We start from the raw sequence: 22,306 nt of genomic DNA, 5'->3' as shown, positions 1-22,306 counted from the left end.
GATCAGACGGCTGAGGTCGTGGCGGTCGCCGCGGGTTTGAGGACGATCCGGCCGACGACATCGGTGCTGTCCTCCATCAGCGTGTGGGCCGCGGCGGCCTCGGTGAGCGGGAAGCGCGCCGCGATCGGCGTATGCAGCCGCCCGTCGCCCAGCAGCGCCAACACGCGCAGCGCGTCCTCGTGCCGGGCGCCACGGGCACCGACGATGCCGGCCTCCAGGCGAGTCATGTCGAAGACGGTGAACGGCATCGGCCCGGGTGGGTTCTGCTCCCCCGCCGCCGGGCAGAGGGTGCCACCCAGGCGCAGCGCATCGAAGCCGAGCCGCAGCAGGACGGCACTGGTCGAATAGTCGACGGTATGGTCGACGCCCACGCCACCGGTCAGCTCGCGGATCTGCGCGGCGGCGGCGTGGGCGTCGACGGTGAGGATGACATCGTCTGCGCCGGCGTCGCGCAGCCGGGCAGCGCGATCGGCATGTCGGGTGGTCGCGATGGCCCGGACACCGAAGATCGCAGCCAGTTGCAGGGTGGCCAGGCCCATCGGCCCGCCAGCGCCGGTCACCAGCAGAGTGTCTCCGGCGCGGACCCGCAGCCGATCGCGCAGAATCCGATGGCTGGTGCCGTAGGACCACAGCGTGACTGCGGCCTGTTCGAGGTCCACGTGATCAGGCAACGGCAACCACAGCCGCTCGTCGCGCACCAGGTAGTCCGCGTACGCTCCGGGCGCCTGATGTCCGGGGATGGCGATGCCGGTCGACAGGTTGCCCAGCCCCCGATACGTCTCGGCCGCATAGGGGTTCTCCGGATGTACGACGGCGACGACCCGATCACCCGGGCGGTGTGCGGTGACGTCCGTACCGACGGCCACCACCGTTCCGGCGGCTTCGCGGCCGAGCTGTTGCGGCATCGGGAACGGATCACGGCCGGGTAGTTTCGTGCCGTGCTGCAGGCCACGCCGGTACTTGAGGTCCCAGCCGGAGACGCCGGCGGTGTCGACGGCGACCAGCACGTCGGTGGGTCCGATCGGTGGCAGAGGACGGTTTTCGACGATCAGGTTGCCCGGTCCGCCGTGTTCGTGTACCCAGATTGCGGTGGTGCTGATCGGCGTCGTCATGCAAGCACCTCCCAGATGTCGGCGCCGGTCTTCTCGACGTCGGCCGGGCTCATCACCGCGGCGACATACCGGTCGGGTTTGACCAGCACGAACCGGCCGCGGGCGGAGTGCAGGGCCTGTTCCAGGGTGCCGTCGGCGTCCGCGACCGCCAGTCGGTCGGCGGTGTCGCGGGGTAGCCGGTCGTCGAAGAGCACGTCGATGCGGCGCAATGGAACCGGGAGTTCGCGCCACCAGGCGCTGGTGTCGAAGGCCTTCCAGGCGGCAGCCGGTACCTGCACGCCGATCACGGCGAATCCGGGACCGAGTACGTCGTCGAGCGGCACGGGACGCAGGCGCGGTGGTTGCAGCACGCGTGGTTGCGGCAGCAACGTCCCGGTCAGCTGGTGGGTGTCGAAGACGCATCCCTGGCGCTGCCGGGCTGCCGGCCGGAACCGCATCTGGGTCAGGTAGCGGCGCCCGGCCGGGACCGTCAGCATGGCGCGAACGGCGAGGTCACGGATCAGGGCTCGGCGACGGTTGGTGGTCATGACGACGTCACCGAGCTGCGCCGAGTACTTGACCATCGCGGTGGCGTGCGGCAGGCGTTCCTGCTCGTAGGTGTCTAGCAGGTGTGCGGAGGCTCGTTGCTGCCAGACCTCGTTGATCTTCCAAGCGATGTTGGCGGCGTCGCGGACACCCGAGTTGAGACCCTGGCCGGCGAACGGCGGCATCATGTGCGCGGCGTCGCCGAGCAGCAGGCACCGGCCGTCGCGCCAGCGGTCGGCGACGACCGCGTTGAAGGTGTAGTTGGTGGACCGTTCGACCTGTTGCTCGGTGATCTGCCGGTACGGTACGACCAACCGGCGGATCGTCTCGAAGTCGGTAGGGCCCTTCTGTCCTTCGCCGGGCTGCAGCCGGAATTCGTACCGGCAGCGGCCGTTGCGGCCGGGCACGATCACGGTGGGCCGGTCGGGGCGGCCGTGATGCATGCCGTATCGCTGATCATGGTCGTCGCCGGTGGTGTCGGCGACGAGCCACACCTCGTGGTGGCTGGTTCCGGTCATGTCGATGCCGAGCAGTTCGCGGACGGTGGACCGGCCGCCGTCACAGGCCAGCACCCAGCTGAATCGCCGGGTCTCGGCTGCGGCGGCAGGCTGGCCGGTGGGGCATAGTTCGACGACCGCTGCGGACTCGTCGCTGCCGCGGTCGAGGACCGCGACCAGTTCGGTGCCGAACCGGACGTCTACTTCCGGCCGGGACTTGAGGGCATCGAGCAGCACCCGCTCCAGCTCGGGCTGGGCGAACTGGTTTTTGAACGGGTAGCCGTTGCGGTAGGGCTGCGGTCCGCGGGCATGGAACAGCGGGCGGCCCTTGCGGTCGTAGTAGCGGGTGCCGGTGCCGGGCACGACGATGTCGAGCACGGCGTCGGCGAGACCGGCGCGCTGCAACGTGCGCAGCGACTCGTCGTCGAGACTGATCGCTTTGGCTTCGTCGCTGGTCGACGGGTTGCGTTCGACGAGCGTGACCGGTACCCCGGCTGCGCCGAGCAGGTTGGCGACGGTCAGCCCGACCGGGCCGCCGCCGACGACCAGCACCGGCAGGTGGTCCTGGGTCACGGGGTGACCACCGCCATCCAGATGGGTTCGATGCGGCTCTGCAGGGCGGCGACGGCCGCGTCGGCCTGCGCCAGCGGGAACCGGTGGGTGATCAGGTCGTCGATGATCAGAGCGCCTCCGGCGAGCAGGTCGAGCACTTCCCGGGCGTCGGTGCGGGTGCAGGCGCGGGTGCCGACCACCCGCCAGCAGTTGACCATGATCGCGATGTACGGCAGGGCGAGCGGGGCACGGTTGGCGCCCATGTGGACCAGGGTGCCGCCGGTGGCGAGCGCGGCCAGGCTCTGGGTGGAGGCGGGCCCGTCCGGGATGAAGTCGAGGACGGCGTCGGCGCCGTGCGGCGCCAGGGCCCGCAGGGCGCGGGTGAGGCCTCCTGTAGTGGCCCAGTCGCCCGGGAGAGCGTCGAGGGCGACGACATCGGTGGGGATATCGCCGGCCAGTTCCCGGACCGCGTCGAGACGTTCGGTGTTACGGCCGACGAGGATCAGGCGTGCCACGCCGAAGTGGGCGGCGAGTTTGATGGTGGCGGTGCCCATCGTTCCGGTCGCGGCGGTCACGATGAGGGTGGCCGCGTTGGGCAGGGCGGCGCATTTGAGGGCGCGGACCGCGTTGGCCAGGTCGTGGATCTTGGCGCCGACGTCGAAGCTGACCGTGTCGGGCAGGGTGTCGACCAGCCAGTGTGGGACGCGCACGTACTCGGCGAGGCCGCCGTCGTGGTAGCGGTCGTACAACGGCATGGGCGTCTCGCCGAAGGCGGCGTGGCCGATCATCGCCTGCTGCGGGCACATCATGTCCCGGTCGGAGCGGCAGAAACCGCATTCGCGGCAGTTCAAGTTGGGGTGGACCCGGACCCTGGCACCGACCGTGACACTGTCGACGGCCTCACCGATTGCGGCGATCGTGCCGGCAGCCTCGTGTCCGAGGGTGGTGGGCAGGTGTTTGAACGCGCCCTGGGCCAGCAACGTCATCATTCCCGGTGCCAGGCCGGCGGAGGCGACCTTGACCAGTACGTCCTGCGGGCCGAGCTCAGGGATCTCGATCTTGTCCAGGTGCAGTCCGGTGGAGCCCTGCTGGGCTCGGGCGGCGAGCATCGCTGTCATGGTTTCGTCTCCTTCACCAGGTGGGGTCAGCCCCGCAGGGCGGCCAGAAGCTGCGGCGAGTACGGTTCGGCGGTCTTGGCACTCGGGGCGATCTGAGGCAGCTCACGGCTGGAGTAGAGGGCGATGTACTCGGTGTCGGCGTGGCTGATGCTGGTGTGCGCGATGCCCAGCGGGATACGGACGAAGTCGCCCGGCTGTAGCTCGACGATCCCGCGCTGGGTCACCAGGGTGCGGTGGCCGCTGACCTGGTATTGGATCTCGTCGGCGTCCAGGGTGCGCCAGTAGATGCGGCCGTCGACGGCGGGCAGCCGTACCATCGCGAGCCGGAAGTAGGCGGAACGGTAGAGCCAGTTCACACCGTCGTGGGTGCCACGCAGCACCTGCAGCCGTTCCTCTTCGGTATGGACCTGCTCCAGCAGGCGCTGTTCGTCGATGGGGAACACGGTGATGTCGTGTCCCGGGGTCCCCAGGCATTGGGTGACGGCTTCGTTGATCGCGCTGGGTTCCCATCCGGGGAAGGCGGGAAAGGCCGGCTCGGACAGCCGGACCGCGGGGCTCTCTTCCCGAGCTGGAGCGGGGGTGTAGAAGAGCAGGTGGCTCTCCGTGCGGCCGTAGTTGTCGTGAGCGACTCCGCGCGGCAGCCGGGAGAATTCTCCGGGCCGGTGCTCGACGACACCCAGTTCGGTCATCAGGGTCCGCTCGCCGGCGATCTGGTACGAGATCTCGTCGACGTCGCAGTTGCGGTGATAGAACGGCTGCCGGTTGTCCATGGTCTGCCATTCGATGCGGACCTGGGTGTTCTCGTAGATGCCACGAGGCGGGGCGAACGGCTGCGCGGTGTACTCCTGCGGGACGTGTACGACTGTCAGCAGGTCGTGGTCGCGCCAGAGTTTCACGGGGAACGGGTTGGTGTGCGGCGCCGCCAACAGGTGGCTTTCGTCGCGTTCGATCGTGCGTTCCGGCTGGTCGGTGCAGACGACCTGGACGACTTCTTGCACGATGGCCATCGGGCTACCTCGCTTCGGTGAGTGGTGGATGACCCGGGGTGTGTCAGGCGCCGGCCGGCAGGTGCCGCTCGAGGAATTCGTGGGTGCGCTGCCAGGCCAGTTGTGCGGGCTCGGCGTGGTACATGTGGGGGCGCGCGTCGCAGGCGAAGGCGTGCCCGGCGTTGTCGTAGACGTAGCTGTCGAACTCGACCCCGGCGTCGGTGAGTGCTTTGTCGATCGCGGCGACCTGGTCGGCGGGGATGGTCGGGTCTTGCGCGCCGACGTGCAGCAGCATCGGCGCATCAATGAACTTCGCACGGTCGAGGACGGCGTGCGGGCCAGCGGCGATGCCGGGACCGTAGAACACGACGGTGGCGCCCAGGCCCGGGATCGCGGTGGCCGCGGTGAACGCGGCGCGTCCGCCGAAGCAGAACCCGTGCACAGCGGTACGGCCGGCCCCAATGTTCTCGGTGGTGCCCAGGTAGGCCAGCACGGCACCGACGTCGGTGATGACCGCTTCCACCCCGATCGCGCCGATCAGTGGCATCGCCTCGGCGTGCTGCTGGTAGTCGAGGGTGCCGACGCCGTTGCGGTGGAACAGGTCGGGAGCCACAGCGAGGAACCCACGGGCCGCGTACCGGCGGGTGATGTCCTGGATGTGGTCGTTGACGCCGAAGGCTTCCTGCAGCACGATCACGGCCCGGTCGGCTGGAGCCGCGGGTCGGGCGGTGTACACGCGCATCGGTCCGTCGGGAGTCGGCACGGTGACCCACTCGGTGGTGGCGGCTGATGCGGTGCTGTTCGGGTCGGCCATGAAAGGTTCCTTAGTCGATGAGAGAACTGCGGAGATTTCGGTGCTCATGTGCGGGGATGTGCGCAGAGGTGCGGGGCCGGCTCAGACGGAAAGGCGGGCCGCGGCACTGCGCAGTAGGTACTGCCAGCCCGCCTCGATCTGGGCCTCTGGCCAGCATTCGGCTCGTTTGGCGCGCGCCTCGTCGGGGTCGGAGTGGATGACGATCGGGCCGGCGGCCAGGGCCGCCAGGTGGACCTGGCAGGCACGGTCGAGCAGGACCGCATGCATGACGGCGGCGGCGACGCTGCGCCCGGCGGCGACCATGCCGTGTTTGGGCATGAGCGCGGCAGGGGCATCGCCGAGCGTCTCGGCGAGGCTCCTGCCCAGCGCCGGTGTGCTGACCAGGGCTCCGGTCTTGCCGAAGCGGGGCACGTCGTCGCCGCCGAACAGGGCGCCTTCGTGCGAGAGGGCCAGCAGTGGCACATCGAGCGCGGCGAACGCGACGGCGTTACGGGCGTGGGTGTGCACGGAGCAGACCAGGTCGGGGCGGGCCCGCAGCACTTCGAGGTGGATATGGCATTCCTTGTGGGGTTTGCCGGTCCCGGAGAGGACCTCGGCGTCGAAGGAGACCAGTTGCAGCAGTGCGGGGTCGACTTCTTCGAGACCCCAGCCCGGCGCCTTGATCCAGATACCGCGGTTCTGCGGGTCGCGGACGGCGACGTGTCCCCAGATCATGTCCCGGTGACCGGCCGCCGCCAGAGCGTTCGAGGCCCGAACGGTCAGTTCCTGGGCTTCGGCGGGAGTCATGAGCGTGGCAGGGCCTGGTAGTAGCGGGCGGCGCCGGGATGCAGCGGGACCGGGGTGACGCCCATGGTGGCCGGCTCCAGCGGGTAGGTGATCGGGCTGCGCTCCGGTGCCAGATGCCGGTACTGGCCTTCGATGAGGTGCCGGGTCTCGCCCAGCACCCACGCGATCGCGTAGGCGACGTCGTCGGGCAGATCAGCGCGAGTCAGGACGAGGAAGTCGGAGAAGTCGAGGGTGCGGAAGCTGCCGCTGCCCGGGAAATGCCCGTCGTCGACGGTCGCGGCCGGCCAGCTGTAGTCGTTCCACAGGCTCTCGAGCACATCAGCCTCGACTTCGAGGAAGTTCAGGTCGGGGCTGATCTGCTGCCAGGCCGGCAGCATGTACGCCTCGTGCACGATGGCGTCGGCGCGTCCGTCGCGGACGTGATCCAGGGTTTCGAACGGGCGCTCGTCCTCGAGGAACTGCCCGCCCCAGCCGTGGATGTCGACGCCGGACCGGTTCAGGATCTCGTGTGCTGCCAGGCCGACGTAGTTGACGCCGTCGTTGATCGAGGTGGCCAGCTTCAGCGGCGGCTTCTTCTCGCGCAGGTCGGCGAACGTGGTGACGCCCCAGGACTTGTGCACGCCCACGACCAGGCGGTCCCGTTGCGGTACGACACCCAGCGCACGCAACTCCGGGAACCCTTCCGTGCTGAAGACGCCGCGGGCGTCGAGTGCGGCGGTGGTGAACGCGACCGGCGTCGTCATCGCGACGTCGACTTCACCGCGGCCGACCGCACGCACGGAGTCGCTGAACCCTCGGCCGTTCCAGATGGCCACACGGGTGTGCGGGCCGCATCGGTCGGTGAGCTCCTGGGAGATCCACCCGCAGACCCGGTGCAGGTTCGCGGTGCCCCAGTCGCCGCGCAGATGCAGCGTCAAGGATCGGTTGATCTTCGGTTCCACAGGTCGTTCCCCTGCCGTCATGTCGGGTGACATGGCCACTTCCCCACCATCGCCGGAGTCCTATCCAAGAGGACTATGGTCCTGTTTTTTGAAAAAATCTAGTGCCGGTATGTCATCGGCGCGCAACAGATCCGGCATCCGCCGGTGACATGAAGTTCTATCACCTCTATAACTAGAGGTATATCCCCTGATCAGCACTGGACCGCTGAGCGATCCTGCTGTCGAACGTCTCAGGCGGTGCGGCTCGCGCCGCGGTCGGCGTGTTCGGCGATCAGGCGCATCGCTTCATCGCGGTCACGTTTGTCGAGCGCGTCGATCAGCGACGCATGCAACCGGCACCGGTCACGGAGGTGCTCATCGAGCGGCTTGCGGCCGTCGGCGCGCACCGATACGGTGCGGCGCTCGACGAGTTCGAGCAGTCCCAGGTACATCGAGCGCAGCAGGGCGTTCGGGCTGACCTCGGCGATCCGGGCGTGCAGTCGCCAGTTGGCCCGCACGAAGGCGTCCGGGTCGCCGGCGTCCACCGCATCCTGCATCTGGCACACCTGCGTGCGCATGTCCTGGATGTCAGCCGGCGAGGCATGCCAGAGCGCGTCCTCGATGAGCAGCGGATCGAGCGCGTTGCGGATCCGGACCGCTTGCTCGACGTCAGCGGCGCCGCCGTCGAGGGCGAGCACGGAATGCCCCAGTCGCACCATCGGCGTCTGCTCGGCGGCGAACAGGCCGCCCCCCGGGCCGGGCCGCACGGTCACCAGGCCGCGCGCCTGCAACAGGCGCAATGTCTCGTTGAAAGTCCCGACCGAGACGCCGCAGCGAGCCCGCAGTTCCTCCTTGGTGCCCAAGCGGGCACCCGACTGAGCACTGGCGACCAGTGTCGCCACCAGGTCGGCCGCTTGCTCGGCGCGCCCCTGCCCGGCCGGGCGCACCCAGTCACCGCGGCGCAGCGCCGGCGGATCGATGGGCTCGCCCGGCGCGCCGTCGCGCTTGCCGCCGTTCCGCGCCATCGCGCACCCCCTTGCGCTTCGCACCAGTGCGCACGGTCGCGCCCGGATCACTGAAATGATTATGACGAATATACCCCCTCCTCTTGACGGGCCGCGTAACCGGGATGCAGCATCGCCGTAATCATTATGATGATTTGGCCCAGGGGTTCCCATGCTTGGTGAGCAGGAATTTCGCGACCTCATGGCCGGCGTCTGCGCGCCCGTCACGATCGTCACGACCATTCAGGACGACCATCCGTACGGCACCACGGTCAGCGCGTTCGCATCACTGTCGTTGCGCCCGGCGATGGTGTCGATCGCGCTCGACCGAAAGTCCAGTGTGCTGGCCCGCATCACCGCCAGTGGACGTTTCGGCGTCAACGTCCTCGGCCACGCCCAGAGCGAGCTCGCCCTGGGCTTCGCCCGACGAACTCACGACCGGTTCGCGGGCGTGCCGTGGCGACTCGACCAGGGCCTGCCTCGTCTACTGGGCGCGCCGGGGTGGCTCGCCTGCGACGTGCAGCAGAGCGTCGAAGGCGGCGATCACCTACTGCTGCTCGGCGCGGTCACCCATGCCGACACCAGGTACGCCGCCCCGCTGGTCTATGGCCATCGACAGTTCGGCACCCACTCGGCGCACACCCACCCCACCGCACGCACCGTGACCGACCAGATCGCCGCCTGCGCCCGGTGACCACCGACTCGCCCGCCCGGAGAGGACCCACCATGAACACCCGAGAAGAGCTCGTCGCTCGCGCCGAGGCCCTGCAACCACTGCTGCGCGCCCACGCCACGGCCACCGAGACCAACCGGCGGGTACCCGACGATGTCATCGATGCCATCGCCGAGGCCCACCTGTTCCAGCTCACCACGCCACGCCGCTACGGCGGCCTGCAAACCGATATGCGCACCATGCTCGACGTGTCGGCCGCCCTGGCCGAGGGCGACGGCTCCACCTCCTGGGTCGTCACCCTCGTCAACGTCTGCAACTGGCTCACCAGCCTGTTCCCCGGCAAGGCACAGGACGACGTCTTCGGCGACAACCCCGGCGCCCGGGTCACCGGCGTGCTGAGCCCCACCTCGACCGCCACCCGCACCGACGGGGGCTGGCGCGTCTCCGGCCGCTGGTACTACAACTCGGGCTCCTGGCACTCCGACTGGGCCGTCCTGGGTGTGCCGCTGACCGACCACGACGGCGCCGTCATCGATCAGGCGCTGATCCTCGCGCCGCGCACCGACCTGACGCTCGAGGAATCCTGGTTCGTCGCCGGCATGAAGGGCACCGCCAGCAACTGCCTGATCGCCGACGACATCTTCGTGCCCGAGCACCGGGTGATGTCGGTACCCGCCGCCATCGAGGGCCGCTACCCCACCGAACACACCGGCGAAACCCTGAGCCGGGCGGCGTTCGTACCCGTCCTGGCGCTCGTGCTGGCCGGCCCGCAACTGGGCCTGGGCAGGGCCGCACTCAAGTTCGTCACCGAGAAGGCCGCCAAGAAGCCGATCTCCTACACCTTCTACGAGAGCCAGGCCGACTCGGTCGCGGTACAACTGCAGATCTCCGATGCGGCGATGCGCATCGACACCGCTCATCTGCACGCCTGGCGGGCAGCCGCCGACATCGACGAGGCAGCCGCCCGCGGCGAATACCCGGACGTGCTGAGCCGCGCCCGCGTGCGCGCCGACACCGGCTGGGTGATCAGCAACGTGCTGCAGGCCATCGACACGCTCGTGTCCGTGCACGGTGCTGCCACGTTCGCTGACGTCAACCCGCTGCAACGGATCTGGCGTGACGCCAACACCGCCGGACGGCACGCGGTGGCCGCGCCCACCGTCGCCGCCGAGGTGTACGGCAAGGCCCTGCTCGGCATCGACGAGAACATCACCCCCCTCATCTGAGCTCTTCCTCTGTACCAGGAGTCAACTGTGCGTATCGCCAACCTGTCCGGCCGTCTGGTCCTGATCACCGAACACGGCACCGCCGTCGATGTCGAGCAACTCAGCGAGGGCCGCTTCAGCGCCGACCCGCAGGCTGTGTATCCGCGGTGGGCCGAGTTCCGGGCCTGGGCCGCCACCGCCGAGCTTGCCGACGGCGTGCCGTTCTCCGCAACGGATCTGGGAGCGCCAGCGCCCGCTCCCCGGCAGATCTTGGCGATCGGGCTGAACTACCGTGACCATGCCGCTGAGTCCGGCTTCGCGGTTCCCGACGGCCTGCCGCCGGTCTTCACCAAGTTCGTCAGCAGCCTGACCGGTCCGGTGACCGATGTCGCTCTGCCCGCCGACGGCCAGACCGACTGGGAGGTGGAGCTGGTCGCGGTGATCGGGGCACCCGCCTATCGGGTCGCCGAGGAGAACGCCTGGGATCACGTGGCGGGACTCACCGTCGGCCAGGACATCTCCGAACGCCGCACTCAGCTCGCCGGCCCCGTACCCCAGTTCAGCCTCGGTAAGTCCTATCCCGGATTCGCGCCCACCGGCCCGTACCTGGTCACGGCGGATAGTTTCGACGATCCCGACGATCTGGCGCTGGGCTGTTCCATCAACGGTGAGGACGTCCAGAAGGGCCGCACCTCAGAGCTGCTGCTGTCGGTGCCGGTGCTCATCGCCAGGCTGTCGGCGGTCCTGCCGCTGTCGCCCGGAGACATCCTGTTCACCGGAACACCGGCCGGTGTCGGGCTCGGCCGCAAACCCCAGCGGTGGCTCGCTGACGGCGACGAGCTGGTCTCGTACGTGACCGGTATCGGTGAGCTGCGGCAGCGCTTCCACATCTGAGCCATCCGAGGAGGCAACACTCATGGCACTGCACCGTCTTTCGTCGGTCACGATGGGGGTACCCAACCCCGAGGAGACCGCCGGCTACTACACCGACTTCGGGCTCCGACCGGAAACCGACGGATGGTTCGCCACCCGCGACGGTGGCCGGCAACTGCGCGTCGTCGCCGCACCCACCCGTCGGCTGGTCGAGGTCCGCATCGGCGCCGACGACCCGGACGACCTCGCCGCCGCCGCGGCCCGCCTGAACCGGTTGGGAGTCTCCGCCCAGCTCGACGGCACCACCCTGACGGCCTACGAGCCGGCGACCGGCGTCCGTGCGGTACTGCAGTCCGAGGCTCGCGTCACGCAGCCGAGCACACCGGCGACGCCGTACAACGGTCCGGGCCGCATCGAACGCCGCAACGTCCGGGCACCGGGAATCGTGCGCGACGAACCGATCCAACCCCGCAAACTCGGGCACGCGGTGCTGGGCACCACCAACTTTACGGCGACCACGGCGTTCTTCCGCGACGGACTGGGCTTCAAGGTCAGCGACCTGATGGGGGACGTCGGGGCATTCCTGCGCTGCTCACCGGACCATCACAACATCCTGGTGCTGTCGGCCCCGGTGTCGTTCCTGCATCACACGTCGTGGCAGGTCGACGATGTCGACGACGTGGGCCGCGGCGCGATGGCGATGCTGGAGGACCATCCCGAACGTCATGTCTGGGGCCTGGGCCGCCATCACGCCGGCTCGAACTTCTTCTGGTATCTCAAGGACCCGGCCGGCAACTTCAGCGAGTACTACTCCGACATGGACTGCGTCGTCGACGACCAACTGTGGACGCCGGAGGTACACGAGGGCGCCAAGGGCCTGTTCAGCTGGGGGCCGCCACCTCCGCCGTCGTTCATCCGCCCGGAGGACCTCGCCGCGCTGATGACCGGATCACACAGCAGCTGAAACTGAGATCGGCGCCCGGCACGACACTGTGCCGGGCGCCGACGTGTGCGGCAACGAGGCTCAGACGGTCTTCTCCGGCAGGCAGACGTTGGATGTCTCGCCCAGGCCTTCGATCACCGTGCGCAGCGTCTGCCCGTGCTTCAGATAGACCTTCGGGTCACGGCCATCGCCCACGCCCCCCGGCGTGCCGGTGAGGACGAGGTCGCCGGGCAGCAGGGTGATGATGTCGCTGATGTAGGACACGATGTCGGCGATCCCGAACAGCAGATCCGAGGTCCGCGAGCGCTGCATCACCTCACCGTCAACCTCACAACGGATCTCCAGATCCGGCTCGGCGTCACCGAACTCGTCAGCCGTGACCAGGACCGGCCCGACCGGGGTGGTCGCCTCGAACGTCTTACCCGACAGGAACTCGCGCGTGCGGCGCTGGTAATCGCGGATGGTGACGTCGTTGGCGACGGTGTAGCCGGCGACGTAGCCCAGAGCCTCGGCCTTCGGCACGTGACGGGCCGGACGGCCGACCACGAAGGCCAGCTCAGCCTCCCAGTCAACTTTGTCACTGACTGTCGGCATCGTGATGGAGTCGTAGGCGCCGATCAGCGACGCGTCGTACTTGGCGAACAACGTCGGGTACTGCGGGGTGTCACGGCCCATCTCCGCGATGTGAGTGGCGTAGTTCAGCCCCAGACAGATGATCTTGTTGGGGTGCGGCACCACGGGTGCGTACACGGCGTCGATCACCGGCAGCCGCTCCCCCGCCTGCTGCGCGGCATCCTGCCGCCACTGCGGCCCGGTGGCCAGCAACGCGCCGACGTCAGGGTTGGCCAGCAGGACGTACTCGTCGCCGTCGAGGCGTGCCGCCCGGGTCTCGCCCCGGACGCGAAGTGTGGCCAGTCGCATGGGTCGTGCACCTCTTCTGTCGTTGACCGTTGCCGAGCCTCGATCGTACTATTGTTTCGTCATTCAGGATACGTGTCCTGAAAAACAGAACAACCATGAAGGGTGGAGTCATGGCGATCACCGGACTCGGCCACACCGGCCTCTGGGTCTACGACCTGCCGAAGATGCGCGACTTCTACGAGCGGATGATGGGCCTGACGGTCACCGACGAGGACGACGACCTCGGCATCGTGTTCTTCAGCGCCCGGCCCGACGAGGAGCACCACGAGTTCGTGCTGCAGAAGGGCCGCACCTCCGCCATCGGCGACAAGCAACAGCACCAGATCTCCTGGCGAGTGGCCTCCATCGACGACATCCGCGCCTTCCACCGCCTGTTCCAGCAGGAGAACGTCGAAGTCCAGCAGGAGGTGACCCACGGCAACGCCTTCGGCATCTACTTCTTCGACCCCGAGGGCAACCGCAACGAGGTGTACCTGCGCATCGAGAAGGACGTCCGGCAGCCGTTCCGCAAGAGCATCGACTTCGGTCAGGAGCCCGAGCAGATCTACGCGGAAGCCGAACGACTTCTCGCCGACGGCGGCGCCGCCTACCAGCCCGTCCAGTAGCACCGAACGCCTCACGCGGCGCCGATGCTAACTTGCTCGCATGTCAACATCGGCGCCGCGTGAAGCGGCTAGCAGCCAGGGATACCGGGTCCGGAACTCGACCGCGGACCGGGCCCTGGACATCCTGTTGATGTTCGACGACCAGCGGCTCACGCTGTCGGCCAACGAGGTCGCCAAAAACTTCGGCGTCGCCCGGTCTACGGCCTACCGGTACCTGGAGTCGCTGACCTCCAACGGCTTCCTGGAAGAGAACCAGGCCGGCAGCGGTTTCCGGCTCGGCCCGCGCGTGCTGGATCTGGCACGATTGGCCCGCAAGGGCGTCGGGCTGTCCGACCTTGCCAAGCCGATCATGCGCCGGCTGGTGGAGCGCACCGGCGCCCCGGCCATCCTGACGCGGCGCGCCGGGTCCGCCGTCGTCTGCGTGGAACGCGAGGAGGCCGGCCAGACATTACGGCTGTCCTACGAACGCGGCCAGGTGCTGCCGGTCAACGCCGGCGCCGCGGCACTGGCCCTGCTCGCCTGGGCCCCCGACGACGAACTGGACCGGCTACTCGCGGACCCACTGGCCCGCTTCACCGACGCCACCTACACCGACGCCGGCAAGTTGCGAGCGCATCTCGCCGACATCCGCGATCAGGGATACGCGGTCGGCCGCGGGGAACTCGACCCGGATGTGCTGGGCATCGGCGCGCCGATTCGCGGCGAAGACGACCGTATCGTCGCCGCCATCAGCATCGCGGCGCTCTCCCACCGGGTCCCCGACTCCGACCTCGACCGCTACATCGCCCCGGTACGCGAAGCGGCCGACACGCTCTCCGAACAAGTACGCATGCTGAGTATCTCCTGACGGCACCTACCAGGCCCTTGCGGTGTCCGTGCCTGCGGCTCCGTGATCGGCGCCCACCATGACCTGGTCACGCCCGGCACTCTTGGCGCGGTAGAGCGCGGCATCGGCCGTACGGAACAGGACAGCGAAGTCGATGTCCGTTCCGTAGGCGCAGCTGACGCCGAAGGAGGCGGTCACCGGTAACCCCGCGGGCTGCGCCCCGGCTACGGCCAGGCGCAGCCGTTCGGCGACCTCCGCCGCCTCGCAGGCGGGCGCACCGGGCAGAACGAGAACGAACTCCTCTCCCCCGAACCGGCACAGCAGATCCGAGGAACGCGCACCGCGTTCCAGCGCCGCCGCCGTAGCGCGAAGAACCGCATCGCCCCGGTCGTGTCCCCATGTGTCGTTCACCCGCTTGAAATGGTCGACGTCGCACACCAGCAGGGACAACGGCCATTGGTGTTGTACGGCTTCGCGCCGCAGGTCGTCGAAGCGTCTTGCCAGCGCGGCCCGGGTGAGCAGTCCGGTCAGCTGATCGAAGGTCGCCGCAGCACGCTGGTCGTGTTCCGCGCGGCTCAGTACGCCGGTGTAGTAGGCGGTGGTCACCAGCGCCGCGATGAGACAAACCACCACGGCGGGGGTCGGTGCCGGCGGTCGCGGCGGCGCCAGGATGCAAGCGACAGTCATCAGGACCCCGATCACGGCGGCGATCAGCGCCCCGGCCCGCCGGGGGAACCGGGCGCTGATACCGGGCCAGATGAAAACCGCCCACGGGACCAGCGGACTGCGTACGCCCCCGGTCATCGCGATCGAGACAGCGAGCGTTGCACCCAAGCCGAGGACACCCGCCAGCAACAGCCACTCCGGCTGCCGCACGTGCCGGATCAGCCAGGGCATCGCGACGAACAACGGCACCGGGAAGATCAACGGCAGCAACGCCCAGGGTCCCAGCCACATCGAGGAAAGCACTAGCGACAGGGGAATCAGCACCTGGGCGATGTTGCCGTGCGAGCCTAGCTGTTCGTCGAGCTCGAAAAGGCGTGAGCGGTCCACCGGCCGTGGACACAGCCAGGACGGCGTGAAGAGGCCAGCAGACGCGCGGTCCGAACTCACGGTTCGTTTATCGTCCTGATCTGGTCATTTCTGAGCCGGAGCCACCTCGGTGGCCGCCGCGCTGACGTCGCGCATCGCGACGGACGGATCGGCGAGCAGTTCCGGCACCACCTTCCGGCACGCACCGATGAGCTGGCGCCCCACCGCGAACTCGCGAGGCGCGTTGACCGCTTCGACGGCCTGGATGACCCCATGCCGCAGATAGAAGACGGCAAGTGGTGCCTTGGTGGCATCACCTCGTACGACCACCTCGTCGACGTCGTAGGGCAGCCCGGCCAGTTGCAGCTTCAGGTCGTACTGGTTGGACCAGAACCACGGCACCTCGTCCGGAGGAAGGGGCAACCCGCACAGCACGGCGGCCACCCGGCGCGCCTGCTCGTTGGCGTTGTGAACGCTCTCCAGCCGCAGGAGGCCACCGCCGTGCGGCACGGGGCGCCGAGCGCAGTCGCCGATGGCAAAGATCCGCGGGTCGCTGGTCCTGCCGGACTGGTCGCAGACGATGCCGTCCGCACAATCCAGGCCGGCGTCCTCAGCGAGTTCGACGTTGGGGACGCCCCCAGCGGCGATCAGCACCGTGTCAGCGTCGATCACGTGGCCATCGCTGAGGTGCACGCAGCGGACCTGCCCTGCCGAGGAGCCCTCCAGACGAGTCACTGCCGCGCTGAGCAGCACCTCGACGCCATGCGACCGGTGAAAGCCTTCGAGGAAACCGGCGAGCACGTCGCCTGCGACCCTCGGAAGCAGGCGGTTCTGCTGCTCCACCACGGTGACCTGCACGCCCAGGCCAGACGCCGCGGCGGCGACCTCTAGGCCGAGGTAGCCGCCACCGATCACGATGGCCCTGCTCCCCGGTACAAGTGCCGCCTTGAGGCGATCGGCGTCTCGCGCGTCGCGCAGCGCCAGCACGCCGTCGAGGTCGGCGCCGGGCAGCGGCAGCCGGCGGGGCCGTGAGCCGGTCGCCAGGATCAGATGGTCGTAGACGTGCTCTCGGCCGTCGGCGAGGGCGACGGTGCTGCGTGCCCGGTCGATCTCCACGACGGTTGAGCCGGTCCGCAGGTCGATCCCTTGCTCAAGGTAGAACCGTCCGGGCCGCAGTTGCAGGGAGTTCGCGTCAGCTGTACCGGCGAGCCATGCCTTGGACAGTGGGGGCCGGTGGTAGGGGGCGTGCGGTTCCTGGCCGAGCACGGTGATCGGGCCCGGATATCCGGCCGACCGCAGTTCAGCCGCCGCCGCACTGCCGCCGTGACCGGCACCCACGATGACCACACCTAGATTCTGCATATCGAAACGATAGCGTACACATTCGCGCTAGAAGCAGTGCTGAAACCCTTGCCACACGTGGTGGAAATCAGTACGGTTCCGTTCACAATGACTGAGAGCACACCACCGGGCAGCCGCGCCGCCGCCCGCACCGCCGCCATCGTGAACGCCGTCCTGGACCTGCTCCGCGAGGTCGGGTACGACGAGCTGACCATCGATGCCGTCGCCGCTCGCGCCGGCGCCAGCAAGGCGACCATCTACCGGCGCTGGCCCGACAAACGCTCGCTGGTCTGCGACGCGCTGGTCGCCCGGTCCCGTGAGGTGGCGCTGCCCAGCGACGCCCTGTCGCTGCGCGAGGACCTGATACGGCTGGTCGCGCTGATGGCGGGCCTGGCCGAGATGGAACAGGTTCCCGCGTTCGCCAGCCTGCTGGCGGCCGCACAACGTGATCCGGTCATCGCCGAGACGCTCTGGGGCGTCGCGCTCGAGCCGCGCCGTCAAGAGTGCCGCGACGTCGTACACCGCGCCATCGGCCGTGGCGAGTTGCACGACCCCGCCCAGGCCGGGCGGCTGTTCGATCTGATCATCGGCGAAGCACTGGTGTGCTACCTGATCCACCACAGGCACTTCGACACCGCCGCACAGGCGGAATTCGTCGACGCCGTACTGCTACCGACCCTGACCCACCCTCGTTCCTGAAGGAGAGCCATGCCCCCCGTTCTGCCCGACACCAGCCAGGTCGAGAAGGCCATCACCGAACTGCTGCGCGAGGAGGAGATCGGCTCCATCGCGACCATCTGCGCCGACGGCACCCCGTCGGCCGCCACCATGCACTTCGCCTCCGACGGACTGGCCGTCTACTGCCACACGTTCACCTACACCCGCAAGTACGCGGCGCTCAAGAACAACCCGAACATCGCCTACGCCCTGGCCCACACGCCGCCGGAAGGCTTCCACGGGCGCATGAAGGTCCGCTCGGTCCAAGTCACCGGCCGGGCCACCTTCCTCACCGAACAGGCCGACATCGAACACGCCATCGACGTCAGCCGCGAGCAGTTCTCCTGGCTGCAGGACTCAAACATGTACGACAACTTCAAACGCGAGGGCGTCGCCCTGCGGCAGGTCTTCTTCCGCATCGACCCGGTCACCGCGCTGTGGGCCGACAACCGGGTCCACATGCTCTACCGCACCCTGGTCACCTTCACCCCCGACGGCAAGAACGTCGCATCGCTGGCCCCGTACGACACCAAGGCGGCGGCCTGAGTGAGCATCGAAGTCACCTTCATCGAGGCCGACGGCCGGAAGATCACCGGGCAGGCAACCGCCGGGCAGTCGCTGATGCGCGCCGCGCAGGAACTCGGTGTCACCGGCATCCTCGCCGAATGCGGCGGGATGTGCGCCTGCTCGACCTGTCACTGCTACATCAGCGCCGAGTGGTCCGCACGGCTCGACCCACTCGATGACATGGAGGACGGCATGCTCGAACTCGCCTACGACCGCACCGGCGAAAGCCGGCTGAGCTGCCAGATCACCGTGACCCCCGAACTGGACGGCCTCATAGCCCGGCTCCCTGAACGACAGGCCTGACAACCATCGAAAGGACGCCTCACCATGATCGAAGTTAAGGACACCGACCCGGCCATACCGTTTTTCGCACAGCTCGAACACCCCGACGACGGACCCGTCACCCTCATCAACACTTTCGTCGCCCCCGAGGGACAGGTCGATGCGGTGATCGACGTCTGGCAGAAGGACTCCGTCGTCATGCGCCAGCAACCCGGCTTCATCTCCGCACAGCTCTACCGGGGCACCGCAGACAGCCGGGTACTGACCAACATCGCAGTCTGGGAGTCCACCTCAGCGCTGCGCGCCGCATTCTTCAACCCGCAATTCCAAGAACTGCTGCCGCTGTACCCGGACGGGTCGACCTCCTGCCCCGTCCTCGTCCGCAAGCAGGCAGTCCCCGGCATCTGCATCGGCTGAGGCCTGTCCCGACAGGTGACGCCGGCTGCAGCGGTCCCCCCCAGCCGGCGTCACCCTCAGCGCACCGCGAACCTGATGAGTCTCGCGTCCTAGCGCTCCCAGCTCACCACCGCATCGGCGATGACTGCCGGCGTCCACGTCGAACCGCAGATGAGCCGCCGTGCCGCCCCGACTTCGTTGTCGGGAAGCTTCCTGCCTCTCCTCTCCCCGGACAGCCTCACGGCTTCGCGCCGGTGAACAACCGTGCCCTCAACCGGTCCACGGCTCATCATCTCCGCTCATGCACGACACCGGCAGATCTGCGTCCTCCCAGGTCGCCGCGCCGAAGGGAATGGTCATGCTTCAGCCACCGTCCTCCCTCTCCGCCGTCCCCTCGACCGCGCCACCCGGCTACGTCCGGCGGCTCGCCGCCGCTCAATTCGGCATCTACATGGCCATCATCGCCCCGGTCACCGGCGGCCTGTCAGTCAAGATCCAGCATCTCGTCGGCGCTGACGCCACCCCGGCACGCCTCGGCCTGGTCACCGGGGCAGGTGCCGCCGTCGCGATGGTTTGTCAGCCGCTGGCGGGCCGGCTGTCGGACCGTTGCACCTCGGCCGCCGGTATGCGCCGGCCGTTCATCGTCAGCGGCCTCCTCGTGGCCGCTGTCGGGCTCATCGCGTGCGGATGGGCGCCGAACGTCACCGTTCTCCTGATCGCCTGGTGCATCGCTCAGGCCGGAGCCAACTTCGCGATGGCCGGCACCGGCGCGACCATCGCCGACCAGGTGCCCGACGCCAAGCGCGGCAGCGTGTCCGGAATCGTCGGTTCGGTCACCTCGCTCGGCATCACCGTCGGCGCCGTGCTGCTGTTCGTGCTACCCACCGATCTGCTGCGTTTCGCCGTTCCGGCGATCCTGGGCCTTCTTCTCGGGCTGTGGTTCGCCCTTCGCCTGCGCGACCGGATCCGGCAGCATCCGGCCGCTCAGCCGCTGAACCTGCGGCAGCTGATGCTGTCGTTCGTCTTCAACCCGCGCAAACACCCGGACTTCGCCTGGGCGTGGTTGAGCAAGTTCTTCATCGCGCTCGGCTTCGGCGCACTCCCCGGATACCTCACCCTGTTCCTCGCCGCGGACTTCGGCGTCACCGACACCGACGAGCAACTGCAGTTCAACGCCATCGCCAACGTCATCGGCCTCGTCGCCCTGGTGCTGTTCAGCGTTCTGGGCGGCTACCTCTCCGACCGGATCGGCAGACGCAAACCATTCATCATCGGCGCCGGACTCGTCATGGCCGGAGCCCTGGCCGGTATCGCACTCACACCCGCGCTCGGCGCCGCAGGCATGCCCGCCATCCTCGTCCTGCAAGTCGTCCTGAGCCTCGGCGCGGGCATGTTCTTCGCCGTCGACCAGGCGCTGTGCCTGCATCTGCTGCCCGACAAGGACGACACCGCCAAAGACCTCGGCGTACTCAACATCGCCAACACCCTTCCGCAATCACTCTCCCCCTTCTTGGCCGGCGTGCTGTTCATCCCGGTCGGCAACGCGCTCTTCGACGCCGGCTACCCGCTGCTGTTCCTGGCCAGCGCCGTCTTCTGCGCCATCGCCTCGCTCGCGATCACCCGGATCAAGAACTCGGCATGACGTACGGCACACCCGCTCGCCTCTACGAAAGCCTCCGAAAGGCGCCACGATGAATGCCCGTTTCCCGTACGAGGACCCCACCCTTCCGGTCGACCAACGAGTCGACGACCTGCTGCCCCGGATGTCGCTGGAAGACAAGGCAGGGCTGCTGTTCCAGCAGTTCGTGATGATCGGCGATCTCGACGCGCCCGGCATGTTCGGTTCCGCGTCCATCCGCGAATTGCTCGCTCAAGGGCTCACCCACTTCAACATCCTGTTCGCCCCGAGCGCCCGGCAGATCGCGCAGTGGCACAACATGCTGCAGGACGAGGCCCGCACACACCCGCTCGGCATCCCGGTCACCATCGCCTCCGACCCGCGGCACCACTTCACCGACAATCCCGCTACGGCGATGATGGCCGGACCCTTCACCCAGTTCCCCGAACCGCTCGGCCTGGCCGCGCTGCGCGACGAGGGCCTCGTCGAACGCTTCGCCCGCCTGGTCCGCAGTGAATACCGGGCGGTCGGGATCCGGGCGGCCCTGCACCCGCAGATCGACCTCGCCACCGAACCACGGTGGGCCCGGCAGAGCACCACCTTCGGCGAGGACGCCGGGCTCACCGCCCGGCTCGGCGTCGCCTACATCAAAGGCCTTCAAGGCGATGAGGTCGGACCGGAATCCGTATCAGTGATGGCCAAACACTTCCCCGGCGGCGGACCGCAGAAGGACGGCGAGGACCCCCACTTCTCGTACGGACGCGAGCAGGTCTATCCCGGTGGCTATTTCGACCTGCACCTGGAGCCGTTCAAGGCGGCCATCGCCGCGGGCGTCGCCCAGCTCATGCCCTACTACGGCATGCCGATCGGCCTGGCCGGGGTCGAAGAGGTCGGCTTCGGCTTCAACAAGGACATGATCACCGGCCTGTTGCGCGAGGAGCTCGGCTTCGACGGCATCGTCTGCACCGACTGGGGCATCCTGTCCAACACCTGCTGGGGTGTCGAGCACCTCACCTACGAACAGCGCATGCTCAAAGCCCTGGACGCCGGGGTGGACCAGTTCGGTGGCGAACACCGCGCGGATGTCCTCGTCTCGCTCGTGCGGACAGGGCAGGTCAGTCAGGACCGGATCGACGTCTCGGTACGCCGGCTGTTGCGGGAGAAGTTCCGGCTCGGTCTCTTCGACGACCGCCACGTCGACGCCGAGCGGGCCGACACCATCGTCGGCACCACTGCGGCGCGGGCCGAGGGCATCGCCACCCAGGCCGCCGCGCACACCCTGCTCACCAACGCCGCCAGCGGTCCGGCACGGCTGCCGCTGCGCGCCGGTTTGAAGGTCTACGCCGAGGGCCTGTCCGCAGAGTCCTTTAGTGGCCGGGCAACCCCGGTCGACGCGCTCAGCGAGGCCGACGTCGCCGTCCTGCGGCTGCAAGCGCCGTGGGAACAACGCGGTGACGGGAAGTCCTTCGAGTCGTTCTTCCACGCCGGGTCGCTGGCGTTCCCCGCCGCGGAGATCGAACGCATCACCCAGATCTGCCGCACCGTTCCCACCGTCATCGACATCTATTTGGACCGGCCGGCCATCCTGACCGAACTCGCCGGTTCGGCCGCAGCCGTACTCGCCAACTTCGGCGCCTGCGAGGAGGCGGTCGTCCGGACCCTCTTCGGCGAAGAGGAACCGCGGGGCATGCTGCCCTTCGACCTTCCGTCCTCCATGACAGCCGTCGAGGCCAGCCGTCCGGACGCGCCGTTCGACACTGCCGACCCGTTGTTCCCGTTCGGCCACGGCCTGCGGTACGACGACAGGTCGCCGCAGCCGATCGCCGCGGCGGCTGCGACCGAATCGTCACCGTTGCCCGCGCACTGAGCGAGACAGGCGCTGTAGCCGGATGAGTCGAGCGCGTGCGGCCTCGACACAACGCCGTACGCCTCCACTGGACACCACAGCGACGACACGGGCCACCATCGGCGCGCCGCGAATCAGGCAACAGAG

The 22,306-nt window shown here is 68.4% G+C and carries 23 protein-coding genes; 12 read left to right on the top strand and 11 right to left on the bottom strand.

Going from position 1 to position 22,306, the window contains the following annotated elements:
- Positions 1-2: 2 nt before the first annotated feature.
- From BLU81_RS45170 to BLU81_RS45135, 8 genes are all read right to left on the bottom strand, one after another.
- Positions 3-1,112, bottom strand: a complete 1,110-nt coding sequence (locus BLU81_RS45170) for a quinone oxidoreductase family protein (protein WP_092555611.1) — start codon at positions 1,110-1,112, stop codon at positions 3-5.
- Positions 1,109-2,707 carry a bifunctional 3-(3-hydroxy-phenyl)propionate/3-hydroxycinnamic acid hydroxylase gene (locus tag BLU81_RS45165; protein ID WP_092555609.1) on the bottom strand — a complete coding sequence of 533 codons (1,599 nt, stop codon included), beginning with the start codon at positions 2,705-2,707 and terminating at the stop codon, positions 1,109-1,111. The genes BLU81_RS45170 and BLU81_RS45165 overlap by 4 nt, the downstream gene beginning before the upstream one ends.
- On the bottom strand, positions 2,704-3,804 hold the full coding sequence (locus BLU81_RS45160; RefSeq protein WP_092555607.1) for an alcohol dehydrogenase catalytic domain-containing protein: 1,101 nt from the start codon (positions 3,802-3,804) through the stop codon (positions 2,704-2,706). Before BLU81_RS45160 ends, BLU81_RS45165 begins: the two co-directional genes overlap by 4 nt.
- A 26-nt stretch (positions 3,805-3,830) precedes the next feature.
- Entirely contained in the window at positions 3,831-4,811 is a 981-nt protein-coding gene (locus BLU81_RS45155; RefSeq protein WP_092555605.1) for a cupin domain-containing protein, read from the bottom strand.
- 43 nt (positions 4,812-4,854) lie between these two features.
- Positions 4,855-5,604 carry a dienelactone hydrolase family protein gene (locus BLU81_RS45150; RefSeq protein WP_092555603.1) on the bottom strand — a complete coding sequence of 250 codons (750 nt, stop codon included), beginning with the start codon at positions 5,602-5,604 and terminating at the stop codon, positions 4,855-4,857.
- A gap of 81 nt (positions 5,605-5,685) precedes the next feature.
- On the bottom strand, positions 5,686-6,390 hold the full coding sequence (locus tag BLU81_RS45145; protein WP_092555601.1) for a class II aldolase/adducin family protein: 705 nt from the start codon (positions 6,388-6,390) through the stop codon (positions 5,686-5,688).
- Positions 6,387-7,331, bottom strand: a complete 945-nt coding sequence (locus BLU81_RS45140) for a TAXI family TRAP transporter solute-binding subunit (protein WP_197686054.1) — start codon at positions 7,329-7,331, stop codon at positions 6,387-6,389. The genes BLU81_RS45145 and BLU81_RS45140 overlap by 4 nt, the downstream gene beginning before the upstream one ends.
- A gap of 230 nt (positions 7,332-7,561) precedes the next feature.
- Positions 7,562-8,335, bottom strand: coding sequence for a FadR/GntR family transcriptional regulator (locus BLU81_RS45135; protein ID WP_092555599.1), 774 nt, complete (start codon positions 8,333-8,335; stop codon positions 7,562-7,564).
- 151 nt (positions 8,336-8,486) lie between these two features.
- Here BLU81_RS45135 and BLU81_RS45130 point away from each other — a divergent pair, with 151 nt between their 5' ends.
- The 4 genes from BLU81_RS45130 to BLU81_RS45115 are packed head-to-tail and all read left to right on the top strand — an operon-like array spanning position 8,487 to position 12,029.
- Positions 8,487-9,008 (top strand): flavin reductase family protein, encoded by a 522-nt coding sequence (locus BLU81_RS45130; protein ID WP_092555597.1) that lies wholly within the window; start codon positions 8,487-8,489, stop codon positions 9,006-9,008.
- Between the two features lie 32 nt (positions 9,009-9,040).
- A complete protein-coding gene (locus BLU81_RS45125; protein ID WP_092555595.1) occupies positions 9,041-10,213 on the top strand; it encodes an acyl-CoA dehydrogenase family protein in 1,173 nt (390 codons plus the stop codon).
- Positions 10,214-10,240: 27 nt separating this feature from the next.
- The gene (locus BLU81_RS45120) at positions 10,241-11,086 is read left to right on the top strand and encodes a fumarylacetoacetate hydrolase family protein (protein WP_092555593.1); all 846 of its coding nucleotides are present in this window, start codon (positions 10,241-10,243) and stop codon (positions 11,084-11,086) included.
- Positions 11,087-11,108: 22 nt separating this feature from the next.
- A complete protein-coding gene (locus BLU81_RS45115; RefSeq protein WP_092555591.1) occupies positions 11,109-12,029 on the top strand; it encodes a VOC family protein in 921 nt (306 codons plus the stop codon).
- Positions 12,030-12,089: 60 nt separating this feature from the next.
- Here the strand turns inward: BLU81_RS45115 and BLU81_RS45110 are convergent, their stop codons facing one another.
- On the bottom strand, positions 12,090-12,929 hold the full coding sequence (locus BLU81_RS45110) for a fumarylacetoacetate hydrolase family protein (RefSeq protein WP_092555589.1): 840 nt from the start codon (positions 12,927-12,929) through the stop codon (positions 12,090-12,092).
- A gap of 110 nt (positions 12,930-13,039) precedes the next feature.
- On the opposite strand from BLU81_RS45110, the gene BLU81_RS45105 reads away from it, so the two are divergent.
- Both BLU81_RS45105 and BLU81_RS45100 read left to right on the top strand, forming a co-directional pair.
- Positions 13,040-13,534 carry a VOC family protein gene (locus tag BLU81_RS45105; protein ID WP_092558575.1) on the top strand — a complete coding sequence of 165 codons (495 nt, stop codon included), beginning with the start codon at positions 13,040-13,042 and terminating at the stop codon, positions 13,532-13,534.
- 40 nt (positions 13,535-13,574) lie between these two features.
- Entirely contained in the window at positions 13,575-14,381 is an 807-nt protein-coding gene (locus BLU81_RS45100) for an IclR family transcriptional regulator (RefSeq protein WP_172890753.1), read from the top strand.
- 6 nt (positions 14,382-14,387) lie between these two features.
- Here BLU81_RS45100 and BLU81_RS45095 read toward each other — a convergent pair whose 3' ends face one another.
- Positions 14,388-15,350: a GGDEF domain-containing protein gene (locus BLU81_RS45095; protein ID WP_157752050.1), complete on the bottom strand. Its 963-nt coding sequence runs from the start codon at positions 15,348-15,350 to the stop codon at positions 14,388-14,390.
- A gap of 147 nt (positions 15,351-15,497) precedes the next feature.
- Positions 15,498-16,754 (bottom strand): NAD(P)/FAD-dependent oxidoreductase, encoded by a 1,257-nt coding sequence (locus BLU81_RS45090; RefSeq protein ID WP_092555585.1) that lies wholly within the window; start codon positions 16,752-16,754, stop codon positions 15,498-15,500.
- An 87-nt stretch (positions 16,755-16,841) separates the two neighbouring features.
- Here BLU81_RS45090 and BLU81_RS45085 point away from each other — a divergent pair, with 87 nt between their 5' ends.
- From BLU81_RS45085 to BLU81_RS45060, 6 genes are all read left to right on the top strand, one after another.
- On the top strand, positions 16,842-17,432 hold the full coding sequence (locus BLU81_RS45085; RefSeq protein WP_157752049.1) for a TetR/AcrR family transcriptional regulator: 591 nt from the start codon (positions 16,842-16,844) through the stop codon (positions 17,430-17,432).
- 9 nt (positions 17,433-17,441) lie between these two features.
- Positions 17,442-17,996, top strand: a complete 555-nt coding sequence (locus tag BLU81_RS45080; protein WP_092555581.1) for a pyridoxamine 5'-phosphate oxidase family protein — start codon at positions 17,442-17,444, stop codon at positions 17,994-17,996.
- Positions 17,997-18,320 carry a 2Fe-2S iron-sulfur cluster-binding protein gene (locus BLU81_RS45075; RefSeq protein ID WP_197686052.1) on the top strand — a complete coding sequence of 108 codons (324 nt, stop codon included), beginning with the start codon at positions 17,997-17,999 and terminating at the stop codon, positions 18,318-18,320.
- Positions 18,321-18,344: 24 nt separating this feature from the next.
- The gene (locus BLU81_RS45070) at positions 18,345-18,716 is read left to right on the top strand and encodes an antibiotic biosynthesis monooxygenase family protein (protein ID WP_197686051.1); all 372 of its coding nucleotides are present in this window, start codon (positions 18,345-18,347) and stop codon (positions 18,714-18,716) included.
- A gap of 337 nt (positions 18,717-19,053) precedes the next feature.
- The gene (locus BLU81_RS45065; RefSeq protein WP_157752048.1) at positions 19,054-20,337 is read left to right on the top strand and encodes an MFS transporter; all 1,284 of its coding nucleotides are present in this window, start codon (positions 19,054-19,056) and stop codon (positions 20,335-20,337) included.
- A gap of 49 nt (positions 20,338-20,386) precedes the next feature.
- Positions 20,387-22,180 (top strand): glycoside hydrolase family 3 protein, encoded by a 1,794-nt coding sequence (locus BLU81_RS45060; RefSeq protein WP_092555577.1) that lies wholly within the window; start codon positions 20,387-20,389, stop codon positions 22,178-22,180.
- Positions 22,181-22,306 lie beyond the last annotated feature (126 nt).

Origin of the sequence: Actinoplanes derwentensis (assembly GCF_900104725.1) — a bacterium.
In the GTDB taxonomy this organism is placed as follows: domain Bacteria; phylum Actinomycetota; class Actinomycetes; order Mycobacteriales; family Micromonosporaceae; genus Actinoplanes; species Actinoplanes derwentensis.
Note: the sequence above shows the minus strand (reverse complement) of the source record. Positions and strands in the feature narration are given on the sequence as shown.